Origin of the sequence: Streptomyces sp. NPDC001093, assembly GCF_040298985.1 — a bacterium.
Taxonomy (GTDB): Bacteria; Actinomycetota; Actinomycetes; order Streptomycetales; family Streptomycetaceae; genus Streptomyces.
The window spans coordinates 1-12,573 of the sequence record NZ_JBEPBF010000197.1; the positions used below are offsets into that span (position 1 = coordinate 1).

12 protein-coding genes are annotated in these 12,573 nt (G+C 72.7%); 10 read left to right on the forward strand and 2 right to left on the reverse strand.

Going from position 1 to position 12,573, the window contains the following annotated elements; translation table 11 throughout:
• The first annotated feature begins 242 nt into the window (after positions 1–242).
• Positions 243–1,136 (forward strand): hypothetical protein, encoded by an 894-nt coding sequence (locus tag ABT288_RS46775; RefSeq protein WP_351622264.1) that lies wholly within the window; start codon positions 243–245, stop codon positions 1,134–1,136.
• Between the two features lie 11 nt (positions 1,137–1,147).
• Complete coding sequence (mycP, locus tag ABT288_RS46780) at positions 1,148–2,344, forward strand: type VII secretion-associated serine protease mycosin (protein WP_351622267.1); 1,197 nt, start codon at positions 1,148–1,150, stop codon at positions 2,342–2,344.
• Positions 2,345–2,458: 114 nt separating this feature from the next.
• On the opposite strand, the gene ABT288_RS46785 is transcribed toward mycP, so the two are convergent.
• The gene (locus tag ABT288_RS46785) at positions 2,459–3,415 is read right to left on the reverse strand and encodes a serine hydrolase (protein ID WP_351622270.1); all 957 of its coding nucleotides are present in this window, start codon (positions 3,413–3,415) and stop codon (positions 2,459–2,461) included.
• Between the two features lie 129 nt (positions 3,416–3,544).
• Between ABT288_RS46785 and ABT288_RS46790 the strand changes: the two genes are divergently transcribed.
• The gene (locus tag ABT288_RS46790) at positions 3,545–4,276 is read left to right on the forward strand and encodes an SseB family protein (RefSeq protein WP_351622273.1); all 732 of its coding nucleotides are present in this window, start codon (positions 3,545–3,547) and stop codon (positions 4,274–4,276) included.
• Here the strand turns inward: ABT288_RS46790 and ABT288_RS46795 are convergent, their stop codons facing one another.
• Positions 4,277–4,633 (reverse strand): DUF1844 domain-containing protein, encoded by a 357-nt coding sequence (locus ABT288_RS46795; RefSeq protein WP_351622276.1) that lies wholly within the window; start codon positions 4,631–4,633, stop codon positions 4,277–4,279.
• 351 nt (positions 4,634–4,984) lie between these two features.
• Here ABT288_RS46795 and infC point away from each other — a divergent pair, with 351 nt between their 5' ends.
• From infC to pheT, 7 genes are all read left to right on the forward strand, one after another.
• Entirely contained in the window at positions 4,985–5,647 is a 663-nt protein-coding gene (gene infC / locus ABT288_RS46800; protein WP_228618720.1) for a translation initiation factor IF-3, read from the forward strand.
• A 112-nt stretch (positions 5,648–5,759) separates the two neighbouring features.
• Entirely contained in the window at positions 5,760–5,954 is a 195-nt protein-coding gene (gene rpmI / locus ABT288_RS46805) for a 50S ribosomal protein L35 (protein ID WP_003977225.1), read from the forward strand.
• Positions 5,955–6,051: 97 nt separating this feature from the next.
• Complete coding sequence (gene rplT, locus ABT288_RS46810; protein WP_351622279.1) at positions 6,052–6,435, forward strand: 50S ribosomal protein L20; 384 nt, start codon at positions 6,052–6,054, stop codon at positions 6,433–6,435.
• A gap of 192 nt (positions 6,436–6,627) precedes the next feature.
• Positions 6,628–7,482, forward strand: coding sequence for a TrmH family RNA methyltransferase (locus ABT288_RS46815; protein ID WP_351622282.1), 855 nt, complete (start codon positions 6,628–6,630; stop codon positions 7,480–7,482).
• Positions 7,483–7,532: 50 nt separating this feature from the next.
• The gene (locus ABT288_RS46820) at positions 7,533–8,669 is read left to right on the forward strand and encodes a sensor histidine kinase (RefSeq protein ID WP_351622285.1); all 1,137 of its coding nucleotides are present in this window, start codon (positions 7,533–7,535) and stop codon (positions 8,667–8,669) included.
• A gap of 168 nt (positions 8,670–8,837) precedes the next feature.
• Positions 8,838–9,959, forward strand: a complete 1,122-nt coding sequence (gene pheS, locus ABT288_RS46825) for a phenylalanine--tRNA ligase subunit alpha (RefSeq protein WP_351622288.1) — start codon at positions 8,838–8,840, stop codon at positions 9,957–9,959.
• Positions 9,959–12,481, forward strand: coding sequence for a phenylalanine--tRNA ligase subunit beta (gene pheT / locus ABT288_RS46830; RefSeq protein ID WP_351622291.1), 2,523 nt, complete (start codon positions 9,959–9,961; stop codon positions 12,479–12,481). The genes pheS and pheT overlap by 1 nt, the downstream gene beginning before the upstream one ends.
• Positions 12,482–12,573: the final 92 nt, after the last annotated feature.

Genomic DNA, 12,573 nt, shown 5'->3' on the forward strand with positions numbered 1-12,573 from the left:
CCCGGCTCCGCCCTGTCACCGCGTCAGAGTCCACGGTTCCGCCCCGGCCGGTCACCGCGCCCGGCGCGACGGCCCCGTCCCGCCCGGTCGCCGCGTCGGAGACCACGGCGCGGCTTCGGCCGGTAGCCGACGTTCCGAAGGCAGCGCGCCCCGCTGCCGCGCCCGGTCGGCCGGCCGCCGGGGCCGGTGGAGAGCGCCGTACCGCCTCCGCGTCCCCTTCGACGGTGTCCGCCTGGAGTCCCATGGCGCCGGCGCATCCCGTCGGCCCGCCACCGGCCGGCGGCGCCGCGCCGGACCCCACGCTGTCCTGGAGCGCCACAGCTGCCGCGCGGCCCGTGACGTGGGCCGGGGAACCCGAGGCGTTCGGTGGGCGGACCTGGTACCGGGTGGGGCCCCGCACCGCGGCCGCTGCCGCCTGTCTCGTACTCGGACTCGGTCTCGTCGGCGGTGCCGTGACCGGGAGTTGGCTCACCGACGACGGCGCGGACGACGCCTCCGGCGACCACTTCGCCACCGCCGGGTCGCTCTGGCACAGCGTGCCCGTCGACCAGCTGTTCCCGCCCACCGTCCAGGGCACGGGCGCCGGACCCGGCGGCGCCGACCGCAGCTGGACCAGGATCGCCGTGGCCCCGGACACCGGCTGCGCGCACGCCTTCGACCCGCTGCTGGCCAAGGTGCTCGCCCCGGTCGGCTGCGGGCGGCTGCTGCGGGCCACCTACACCGACGCCACCCAGAGCTACGTCACCACCGTCGGCCTGCTGTTCACCAAGGCCGACCCGGCCGCCATGGCCGCGCTCGCCCACCGCTTCCGCACCGAGCGCCTGGACCGGCGCGCCGACCTGATGCCCCGGCCGTACGCGGCCGAGGGCACCGACGCGGCCGGCTTCGGCGACAAGCAGCGCGCCTCCTGGACCATCTCCGTCCTCACCGACGCCCCCGTCGTCGCCTACGCCGTCTCCGGCTGGGCCGACGGCCGCGGCGTCGATGTACCCCAGCCCGCCGCCGACGCCATCAGTGCCGGTGCCACCACCGCACCGGCCCAGGCCGGGCTCGGCAACGAGGCCCAGGGCCTGGCCGACCGCATCGAACGGCGCCTGCGCCAGAGCATCGGCACGGCCACGGAGAAACCGTCATGAGGCGATCGGGCATGAGGCGATCGAGGCAGTCGATACGCGGCCGCCGACGCGTGGAACCCGTCGGCGCGGCGCTGAGCCTGCTGCTCACCGGCACCCTCGTCCTGGCACCGGCCACCACGGCCCACGCCGACGGCATCCGCGCCCAGCAGTGGGGTCTCGACGCCCTGCACCTGGACGAGGCCTGGCGGACCACCAAGGGCCGGGGCGTCACCGTCGCCGTCCTGGACACCGGCGTCGAGGCCGACCACCCGGACCTCGTCGGCAACGTCCTGCCCGCCAAGGACATGATCGGCTTCGGCGCCGGGCAGGGCGACCGCGACTGGGCCCGGCACGGCACCGCCATGGCCGGCATCATCGCCGGACACGGCCACGGCCCCGGCGACAGCGCCGGTGTCATGGGCGTCGCCCCCGAGGCCAAGATCCTGCCCGTCCGCGTGATCCTGGAGGACGGCGACCCCGCCCGCGCCAAGGCCCGCACCAGCCGCGGCAACGCCCTCGCCGACGGTATCCGCTGGGCCGCCGACCACGGCGCCGACGTCATCAACCTCTCCCTCGGCGACGACTCGAACTCCGCTCACCCCGAGCCCAGCGAGGACGAGGCGGTGCAGTACGCCCTGAAGAAGGGCGTGGTGGTCGTCGCCTCCGCGGGCAACGGCGGGGACAAGGGCGACCATGTCTCCTACCCGGCCGCCTACCCCGGCGTCATCGCAGCGACCGCCGTCGACCGCTACGGCACCCGCGCCTCCTTCTCGACCCGCCGCTGGTACGCCGCGGTCAGCGCGCCCGGCGTCGACGTGGTCATCGCCGACCCCGACCACAAGTACTACGAGGGCTGGGGCACCTCGGCCGCCTCGGCCTTCGTCTCCGGCGCCGCGGCCCTGGTCAGAGCCGCCCACCCCGAGCTCGGCCCGGCCCAGATCAAGAAGCTCCTGGAGGACACCGCCCGGGACGCGCCGGTCGGCGGCCGGGACGATTCCCGTGGCTTCGGCATGATCGACCCGGCGGCGGCGCTGCGGGCGGCCGACCGCCTCAGGCCGCAGCGCCTGCGCGCGGCGTCGTACGGGAAGAAGTACTTCGGCGGAGGCCCGGACGCCCCCAGGGCCACGTCCTCGACCGCCGACTGGGCGGGCCCCCTGGCCGGCGGCACCGGCGGGGTCCTGCTGGTGGCGGGCGTGGTGCTGTGGCGGGGCCGCAGGCAGAGGGTCTGAACGAGACGTCCGGCGGCGGCTCCCCGGCGGGGCGCCCGGAAGCCTGGATCACTCGGCGCCGGGCGCCGGATCGCTCACCGGCGAACCCCGCCTCGCTCGGCGCCGGGCGCCGCGTCATTCACCGGCGAACGCCGACACCGCCGCCTTCGCCGCCGCCTCCACCAGCGCGATGCCCTCCGCCTGGGTCCGCGTGCCCTTCGACAGCACCGCCACCAGACAGCCGGTGCCGTCCACCGTGATCCGCCCGATGCTGTTCACGTCCCACAGCCCGGTCGTACTGCGTGCCAGCCAACCGTTCTTCAGCGCCCAGGAGTTGCCCTCCGCGGCGGCCGACACCCCCCACCGCTGGTCCGCCTGGACGGACTTCATCAGCCCCCGCACATAGGTCCGGGAGGCCGCGCTCAGCCGGGAATCCTCTCCGAACACCTGCTGGAGCAGGACGAGTTGGTCGGCGGCCGTGGTCTGCGTCAGCCCCCACAGCTCACCCTCGCCGCCACAGGTCGCGGTCAGCCCGAAGCGCTTGTTCGCCGCGTCCAGGCCGTCCGCCCGCCCGATCGTGTGCCACAGCTCCGTCGCCGACGCGTTGTCGCTGTTCTCGATCATCTTCGTGGCCTGCGCCCTCTCGGCCGCCGTCAGCGTCCGGCCCGCGTCCTGCGCCTGGAGCAGCAGCGTGGCCAGGATGTCGACCTTCACGATGCTCGCCGTGTCGAAGGCCGCGTCCCCGTACGCCGCGCTCTCCCCGGAGTCCATCGCCAGCACCGCCGCCGACACCTGCGCGCCCGGCGGCACGCTCACCGCCGCCATCGCCTTGCCCAGCAGCGCCGTCCGGTCCACCGCCGGCTCCGTCACCGGTTCCACCGAGTCCTCCTCGCCCGCCCCGGCCGAGGAGGCGGCCGAGGGCGTCGCCGCCGACGATACGGCCGCCGTGCCCGAGTGCGCCCGTGCCCGCACACAGGTCGTGCCCGCGGCCGTCACCCCGCTCACGGCGGCCACGGCGACAGCGGTGTACAGAAGGGGACGGCGCCGGGACGGGCGCGCACGACGGCCGCGACGGGCTCTGGGGGACTCCATGGCCGCGATGCTTCGGGCGGTGACTGTGCACCGGGTCGGACCGCCATGAGACGGGGTTCAGGGAACGCTGAGATTCCGGTGAAGGCTCCCGTGCGGCGGGCCGGCGAGGTGGCTATAGGGTCGGTGACCGTGGCGAACAAGAACATTCCCGACCCCGGCTTCTCCGACGACGACGGCTCCGCCGACCCCCGGCTGAGCGCCGCGCTCGCCGCCTGGGCCGAGGACCGCGGCGCCCTCGGGCCCGTCCTCGAGGCGCTGAAGGGCGCGCGCCTGCTCGTCCCGGTCGTCGCCGTGCTCGGCGAGGTCGAGGAGGACGCGAACGGGCTGCGCCGCGAGAAGACCAGCGACATGGCGGTACCCACCCTGAAGGCCGGCGACCGCACCGCGCTGCCCGCCTTCACCTCCACCGACTCCCTCGCCCGCTGGGACCCCGCGGCCCGCCCGGTCGCCGTACCGCTGCACCAGGCGCTGCAGGCCGCCGCCCACGAGAAGGCCGACACGGTCGTGCTGGACCTCGCCGGGCCCGTGCCCTTCGAGCTGACCGGCCCGGCGCTGCTCGCCCTCGCCGAGGGCCGCACCAGCACCGACCCGCTCGCCGACCCGGCCGTGCTCGAGGCCGTCCGTACGGCCGTGGCGGCGGAGCCCGCCGTACTGCGCGCCCACCTCGGGGCGGGGCGGACCGACGGCACCCTCGCCCTGGTCCTCGACCCGGCCGCCCCGCCCGCCGAGGCCGCCCGCGCGGTCGCCGAGCGGCTCGCCGCCGACGAAACACTGAGGGCCCGCCTGGTGCACGGCCTCGACCTGGCACTGCTGCCGGCCGGGACCACGGCTCCGGGCGAGCCCCTGTACGTGAAGGAATAGCTAGCCGTAGACCGGGCCGGTGTACTTCTCGCCCGGCCCCTGGCCCGGCTCGTCCGGGACGATCGAGGCCTCGCGGAACGCCAGCTGCAGCGACTTCAGACCGTCGCGCAGCGGCGCCGCGTGGAAGGAGCTGACCTCGGTCGCGCTCGCGTCCAGCAGGCCGGCGAGCGCGGTGATGAGCTTGCGGGCCTCGTCCAGGTCCTTGTACTTCTCGCCCTCCTCGCTCAGCCCGAGCTTCACGGCGGCGGCGCTCATCAGGTTGACGGCGACCGTCACGATCACCTCGACGGCGGGGACCTCGGCGATGTCCCGGGTCATCGCGTCGAAGTCGGGGTTCTCAGGAGGGGTCTCACTCATGCCCCACACGATAGGTGGCCCCGTTGCGCCTTCGCGATGACGGGTCCGATTCGCCCTTCCCGGCCCGTGCTGCTAACCTTGTGTGACGACCGGCTGGACAGCATCCTGCCCAGCCCACAAGTGGAGGCTCCGATCTCCCACCTGACCGTCCTCCGGGACGGCGGGTCACCCGGTCAGGCGGCCACCATCGTTCCGTACGGACGATGGAGCCGCCCGAACTGCGCCCCGCGGTCCCCGCGGCGGTGCTCCGGCTGTCATTGGAGCCCCGCCTGTGATCGTCCGGGGCATTTTTGCTGCTTCGGCGCGGTTAGGTCTAGCGAAAAGACGTACGCGGCTGTCCGCCAGACAACCGTGTGGTGCTACCGAGGAGGATCCATCAGCGCCGAGCCCCGCATCAACGACCGGATTCGCGTTCCCGAGGTGCGACTTGTCGGTCCCAGTGGCGAGCAGGTCGGCATCGTGCCGCTCGCGAAGGCACTGGAGCTTGCGCAGGAGTACGACCTCGACCTGGTCGAGGTCGCGGCGAACGCCCGTCCGCCCGTGTGCAAGCTCATGGACTACGGGAAGTTCAAGTACGAGTCGGCCATGAAGGCCCGTGAGGCGCGCAAGAACCAGGCGCACACGGTCATCAAGGAGATGAAGCTCCGGCCGAAGATCGACCCGCACGACTATGACACCAAGAAGGGTCACGTCGTCCGGTTCCTCAAGCAGGGCGACAAGGTCAAGATCACGATCATGTTCCGTGGTCGCGAGCAGTCCCGTCCCGAGCTGGGCTACCGACTGCTGCAGCGCCTCGCGGAGGACGTCCAGGACCTCGGTTTCGTGGAGTCGAACCCGAAGCAGGACGGCCGCAACATGATCATGGTCCTCGGTCCGCACAAGAAGAAGACCGAGGCCATGGCCGAGGCCCGCCAGGCGCAGGAGGCCCGCAAGGCCGAAGCGAAGGCGAACCCCGGTAAGTCGCAGAACCCTGCCGAGGCTGAGGCGTCCGCCGAGGAGCCCGCCGAGGCGTGATCCCGGGGGACTTCGGTCCCCGAGGATGTAACCGATAGAAGAGCGACGCTCCACCGTGCCCGGTTTTCGCAACCGGGCACCGGAGCGCCACCGACGAGGAGATAACGGCGCTATGCCGAAGAACAAGTCGCACAGCGGTGCCAGCAAGCGCTTCAAGATCACCGGCTCCGGCAAGGTGCTCCGCGAGCGCGCCGGCAAGCGCCACCTGCTCGAGCACAAGTCGTCCCGCGTCACGCGTCGCCTCACCGGCAACGCCGAGATGGCCCCGGGCGACGCCGCGAAGATCAAGAAGCTTCTCGGCAAGTGACCTGCGGCGCCGTCTGAGCGCCGTCTGTCTGGACCGGGACCGAATCGTTTCCGGGTCGTGTGAGTACCCCCACGGCCCCGCTACAAGGAGTTAACAAGTGGCACGCGTCAAGCGGGCAGTCAACGCCCACAAGAAGCGCCGGGCGATCCTCGAGCAGGCCTCCGGCTACCGCGGTCAGCGTTCGCGCCTCTACCGCAAGGCCAAGGAGCAGGTCACCCACTCGCTGGTCTACAACTACAACGACCGCAAGAAGCGCAAGGGCGACTTCCGTCAGCTGTGGATCCAGCGCATCAACGCCGCTGCCCGCGCCAACGGCATCACCTACAACCGCTTCATCCAGGGTCTGAAGGCCGCGAACGTCGAGGTCGACCGCAAGATCCTGGCCGAGCTGGCCGTCAACGACGCCAACGCGTTCGCCTCGCTCGTCGAGGTCGCGCAGAAGGCGCTGCCGTCGGACGTCAACGCGCCCAAGGCCGCGTGACGCTGCGCTGGCATTGAGCCGACGCTCACTGGACCCGCAGGCCTCAGGGCTTGCGGGTCCTGCTGTTGAGGGCTTCCGCCGTCGTTCGGCCGCGGGTGCGTCGTGGCTTGTCGCGCAGTTCCCCGCGCCCCTGACGGGCGCTGCAACCCGGTGGCGTCACAAAGAGAAGACTTTCTGAAGGTGAAGGACAGGATGCCCACCCCCGAGCTGATCTCGCCCCGCTCCGCCCGAGTCGCCGCCGCCCGCCGGCTCGCCAAGCGGAACCTCCGGGGTAAGGACCGGCTGTTTCTCGCGGAGGGGCCGCAGGCCGTCAGGGAAGCGGCCGGGCATCGGGTCGACGGCACGCCCACCCTCGTCGAGGTGTTCGCCACCGTCGAGGCCGCGGAGCGGTACGCCGACATCATCGGGGCCGCGCGCGACGCCGGTGCCCGGGTGCACCTCGCCTCCGAAGAGGTCATCGCCGACATCTCCACCACCGTCACCCCGCAGGGGCTCGTCGGGGTGTGCCGGTTCCTCGACACGCCCTTCGAGGAGATCCTCGCCGCCCGGCCGAGGCTCGTCGCCGTCCTCGCCCACGTGCGCGACCCCGGGAACGCCGGCACCGTGCTGCGCTGCGCCGACGCCGCCGGCGCCGAGGCGGTCGTCCTCACCGACGCCTCCGTGGACCTGTACAACCCCAAGGCCGTACGCGCCTCCGTGGGCTCCCACTTCCATCTGCCGGTGGCCGTCGGCGTGCCCGTCGAGCGGGCCGTCGCGGGCCTGCAGGACGCCGGTGTGCGCATCCTCGCGGCCGACGGGGCGGGGGACCGTGACCTCGACGAGGAACTCGACAAGGGCACCATGGGCGGGCCGACCGCGTGGGTGTTCGGCAACGAGGCCTGGGGGCTGCCGGAGGAGACCCGCGCGCTCGCCGACGCCGTCGTACGCGTGCCCCTCCACGGAAAGGCCGAGAGCCTGAACCTCGCCACCGCCGCCGCCGTATGTCTCTACGCGTCGGCGCGTGCACAGCGCGCCTCCGGAGGGTGCCGCACCGTCACCCAGAGCTAGTAGGGTGACCAACTCGGGACCCTGCGCGGTCTGAGAGGTGGGGTACGGGGATGAGCGTGGCCGGCACGAGCACCGCGCCGCAGGGGCGGGACGCGCGGCGCACACCCGTGCCCCGGCAGGGTGACCACGGCTGCGGCCTCGAGCCCGACCAGCTGCCCGACGGCCTCGTCGTCGCCGACGAGCACGGCCGCGTCGTCTGCTTCAACGCCGCCGCCGCCCGGATCACCGCCGTACGCGCCGCCGACGCCCTCGGCCGGCCCCTGGAGAAGGCGCTGCCGCTGGAGGACCTGGAGGGCCGCCGCTGGTGGCAGCTCACCGATCCCTACGGGGGGCTCGCGATCCGGACCCGGCAGCCGGAGCGCAACCTCTTGCTGCCCGGGGTGCGGGAAGTGCTCGTCTCCGCCCGCTATGTGCGCGCCGCGCCCCTCGGGCCCGTGCAGCGTGTCGTCGTCTCGCTCCGGGACACCGAGGCCCGCCGCCGTACCGAGCGCAGCCACGCCGAGCTGATAGCGACGGTCGCCCATGAACTGCGCTCGCCCCTCACCTCCGTGAAGGGCTTCACCGCCACGCTCCTCGCCAAGTGGGAACGCTTCACCGACGACCAGAAGCGGCTGATGCTGGAGACCGTCGACGCCGACGCCGACCGGGTCACCCGGCTCATCGCCGAGCTGCTGGACATCTCACGGATCGACTCCGGGCGGCTGGAGGTGCGCCGGCAGCCCGTCGACATAGGAGCCGCCGTCTCCCGGCACATCCAGGCCTATGTCGCCGCCGGCCAGAGGGCCGACCGCTTCCTGCTGCGCATCGAGCAGCCGCTGCCCGCCCTGTGGGCCGACCCGGACAAGATCGACCAGGTGCTCAGCAATCTCCTCGAAAATGCCGTGCGGCACGGCGAGGGAACCGTCACCATAGACGTCACACCCTGCGCGTCCCCGCGCGAGGGCGAGCAAACGGGCACGTCGGTCACGGTGAGCGACGAGGGGCCCGGCATCCCGGAGGAGTCCATGAACCGCGTCTTCACCCGCTTCTGGCGGGGCAGCAAGCGCGGCGGCACCGGCCTCGGGCTGTACATCGTCAAGGGCATCGTCGAAGCCCACGGCGGCACCATCACGGTCGGCCGCGCCTCCGGCGGCGGCGCCGAGTTCCGATTTACGTTGCCCGTGGGGGCACCGGCGTATCTCGCCTGACGAGACCCGGAGCAGCCCGCGGGCGCATTCGCCCACCTCCACCCCGTTAGACTCGGCCTTTGGCAGCTTTGTGTCCTTCACGCGGCCCTCGCGAGTCGGTGACGGGGACCATCCGCCTGGGGGCACCTCCCAGCGTCAGCTGGGGGACAATCGGAAGCACGGGAAGAGATGTCGGCACCGAATAAGTCGTACGACCCTGTAGAGGTCGAGGCGTTGAAACCGGAAGAGATCGAGCGCATGCGGGACGGGGCGCTCGCCGCCTTCGCCGCCGCGGACTCCCTCGACGCGCTCCACGAGGCCAAGGTCGCCCACACCGGCCCCGCCTCACCGCTGGCCCTCGCCAACCGCGAGATCGGCGCCCTGCCCCCGCACGCCAAGGCCGAGGCCGGCAAGCGCGTCGGCATGGCCCGCGGCGCCGTGAACAAGGCCCTCGCCGCCCGGCAGGCCGAGCTGGAGGCCGAGCGGGACGCCCGCGTGCTGGTCGAGGAGGACGTCGACGTCACGCTGCCGTACGACCGCGTCCCGGCCGGCGCCCGCCACCCGCTGACCACGCTCTCGGAGCGCATCGAGGACATCTTCGTGGCCATGGGCTACGAGGTCGCCGAGGGCCCGCAGGTCGAGGCGGAGTGGTTCAACTTCGACGCCCTGAACATCGGCCCGGACCACCCGGCCCGCGGCGAGGCGGACACCTTCTTCGTGCAGGGCCCGGACGGCGGCACCGAGTCCGGCGTCGTGCTGCGCACCCACACCTCGCCCGTGCAGATCCGCTCGCTGCTCGGCCGCGAGCTGCCGGTCTACGTGATCTGCCCCGGCGTCGTGTACCGCACCGACGAGCTGGACGCCACCCACACCCCGGTCTTCCGCCAGGTCGAGCTGCTCGCCGTGGACGAGGGCCTGACCATGGCCGACCTCAAGGGCACCCTGGACCACATGGTCCAGTCGCTGTTCGGCGCGGGCATGAAGACCCGGCTGCGGCCGAACTTCTTCCCCTTCACCGAGCCGAGCGCCGAGATGGACATGCTCTGCTACGTCTGCAAGGGCGAGTCCGTCGGCAACCCCGACCGGCCCTGCCGCACCTGCTCGTCCGAGGGCTGGATCGAGCTGGGCGGCTGCGGCATGGTCAACCCGCGGGTGCTCACCGCCTGCGGCGTCGACCCGGAGAAGTACAGCGGCTTCGCCTTCGGGTTCGGCATCGAGCGGATGCTGATGTTCCGCCACAACGTCGAAGACATGCGAGACATGGTCGAGGGTGACGTCCGGTTCACCCGGCCGTTCGGGATGGAGATCTGATGCGGGTCCCGCTTTCTTGGCTGCGGGAGTACGTCGACCTGCCGGCGACGGAAACCGGCCGCGACGTCCAGGAGAAGCTCGTGTCGGCCGGCCTCGAGGTCGAGACCGTCGAGCAGCTCGGCGCCGACCTCAAGGGCCCGCTGGTCGTCGGTCAGGTGCTGACCATCGAGGAGCTGACCGAGTTCAAGAAGCCGATCCGCTTCTGCACCGTCGACGTCGGCCAGGCCAACGGCACCGGCGAGCCCCAGGAGATCGTCTGCGGCGCCCGCAACTTCGCCGTCGGGGACAAGGTCGTCGTGGTGCTCCCCGGCGCCACGCTGCCCGGCGGCTTCTCCATCGCCGCCCGAAAGACCTACGGCAAGGTCTCGCACGGCATGATCTGCTCCAGCGACGAGCTGGGCATGGGCGACGACGGCAACCACGGCATCATCGTGCTGCCGCCGGAGACCGAGGTCGGCAAGGACGCCATCGAGCTGCTGGAGCTGGTCGACGAGGTCCTGGACATCGCCGTCACCGCCAACCGCGGCGACTGCCTGTCCATCCGCGGCGTGGCCCGCGAGGCCGCCATCGCCTACGGCCTGCCGCTGCGCGACCCGGCCCTGATCGACGTACCGGCCCCGAACGCCTACGGCTACCCCGTCCAGGTCTCCGACCCGTTCGGCTGCGACCGGTTCACCGCGCGCACGGTCACCGGCCTGCGCCCCGAGGCCCGCTCGCCGATCTGGCTGCAGCGCCGGCTGCAGAAGGTCGGCATGCGCCCGATCTCGCTCGCCGTCGACGTCACGAACTACGTGATGATGGAGCTGGGCCAGCCGCTGCACGCCTACGACCGCAGGCTGGTCCAGGGCACCATCGGCGTGCGCCGGGCCCGGGAGGGCGAGAAGCTCGTCACCCTCGACGGCGTCGAGCGCAAGCTGCACGCCGAGGACCTGGTCATCACCGACGACCGCGGCCCCATCGGCCTGGCCGGCGTGATGGGCGGCGCCAACACCGAGATCGCCGATCACGAGGTCACCGAGGACGGGGTGAACGGGACCACCGACGTGGTCATCGAGGCGGCCCACTTCGACGCCGTCGCGATCGCCCGTGCGTCCCGCCGCCAGAAGCTGCTGTCCGAGGCGTCCCGCCGCTTCGAGCGCGGCGTCGACCCGCAGGCCGCCGCGGCCGCCGCGCAGCGCACCGTGGACCTGCTGGTGCTGCTCGCGGGCGGTACGGCCGAGGCCGGCGTCACCGAGGTCATCGCGCCCTCGGCGCCGCACACCATCACCATCCCGGCCGACCATCCGGACAAGGTCGCGGGTGTCGTCTACGGCCGTGAGACGGTCGTCCGCCGCCTCCAGCAGGTCGGCTGCGACGTCTACGGGCAGGACGAGCTGATCGTCACCGTCCCGTCCTGGCGGCCCGACCTGGTCGACCCGAACGACCTCGCCGAGGAGGTCATCCGCCTCGAGGGCTACGAGAACCTGCCCTCCACCCTGCCCAAGCTCCCCTCCGGCCGTGGGCTGACCCACCGCCAGCGGCTGCACCGCCGGGTCGGCCGCGCGCTGGCCGGCGCGGGCTATGTCGAGGCGCCGAACTACCCCTTCGTCGGCGAGCAGGTCTTCGACCAGCTCGGCCTGGCGGCCGACGACCCGGCCCGCCGCGTGGTCAAGCTGGTCAACCCGCTCAGCGACGAGGAGCCCGCGCTGCGCACGACGCTGCTGCCGGGCCTGCTCGGTGCCCTGCGGCGCAACGACGGCCGGGGCTCGCACGACCTGGCGCTGTTCGAGACGGGGCTGGTGTTCCACCCCCGTGAGGAACAGCGTGTCGCCATGCACCTGCCGGTCGACCGGCGTCCCACCGACGAGGAGATCGCCGCGCTGAACGCCGCGCTGCCCGTGCAGCCGCGGCACGTGGCCGTGGTCCTCACCGGCGCCCGTGAGCAGGCCGGCTGGTGGGGCAAGGGCCGTCCGGCGGACTGGGCGGACGCGGTGGAGGCCGGACGCGCCGTGGCACGGGAGGCCGGCGCCGAGCTGATCGTCCGCAAGGGCCAGTACGGCCCCTGGCACCCCGGCCGCTGTGCCGAGCTGGTGGTCGTCGCCGAGGGGGCGGAGCAGGTCGTCGGCCATGCGGGCGAGCTGCACCCGCGGGTGCTGAAGGCCCTGGGGCTGCCCGAGCGCACCTGTGCGATGGAGCTCAACCTGGACGCCCTGGAGACGGTGGGCGACGGCGCTCCGCAGGCACCGCGGATCTCGACGTTCCCGGTCGCCACGCAGGATGTCGCCCTCGTGGTCGACAGGCCCGTCCCCTCCGGGGAGGTCGAGGCGGCGCTGCGTGAGGGCGCGGGTGAACTCCTCGAGTCCATCCGGCTGTTCGACGTGTACGAGAACGCGGAGCAGCTGGGCGAGGGCAGGAAGTCGCTGGCGTACGCGCTGCGGTTCCGGGCCGGTGACCGGACGCTGACGGTGGACGAGGCGTCTGCCGCCCGGGACGCGGCGGTTGCCCTCGCGGGCGAGCGGACCGGTGCGGTTCTGAGGGGCTAGCCCGTCGACCGGGCGGGCAGCCGCTTTTAGAACGGTGTAGCCGCGGCCGTCGGGGGGGGGGGCACGCCGCGGTCTAGATGTGAAAGTGAGGT

Bases quoted from the DNA above. Each gene is read 5' to 3' on its own strand.
- pheS (WP_351622288.1), top strand. From the start codon at position 8,838: ATGTCGGCACCGAATAAGTCGTACGACCCTGTAGAGGTCGAGGCGTTG.
- pheT (WP_351622291.1), top strand. From the start codon at position 9,959: ATGCGGGTCCCGCTTTCTTGGCTGCGGGAGTACGTCGACCTGCCGGCG.
- ABT288_RS46820 (WP_351622285.1), top strand. From the start codon at position 7,533: ATGAGCGTGGCCGGCACGAGCACCGCGCCGCAGGGGCGGGACGCGCGG.
- mycP (WP_351622267.1), top strand. From the start codon at position 1,148: ATGAGGCGATCGAGGCAGTCGATACGCGGCCGCCGACGCGTGGAACCC.
- ABT288_RS46775 (WP_351622264.1), top strand. From the start codon at position 243: ATGGCGCCGGCGCATCCCGTCGGCCCGCCACCGGCCGGCGGCGCCGCG.
- ABT288_RS46785 (WP_351622270.1), bottom strand. From the start codon at position 3,415: ATGGAGTCCCCCAGAGCCCGTCGCGGCCGTCGTGCGCGCCCGTCCCGG.
- ABT288_RS46795 (WP_351622276.1), bottom strand. From the start codon at position 4,633: ATGAGTGAGACCCCTCCTGAGAACCCCGACTTCGACGCGATGACCCGG.
- ABT288_RS46815 (WP_351622282.1), top strand. From the start codon at position 6,628: ATGCCCACCCCCGAGCTGATCTCGCCCCGCTCCGCCCGAGTCGCCGCC.
- rpmI (WP_003977225.1), top strand. From the start codon at position 5,760: ATGCCGAAGAACAAGTCGCACAGCGGTGCCAGCAAGCGCTTCAAGATC.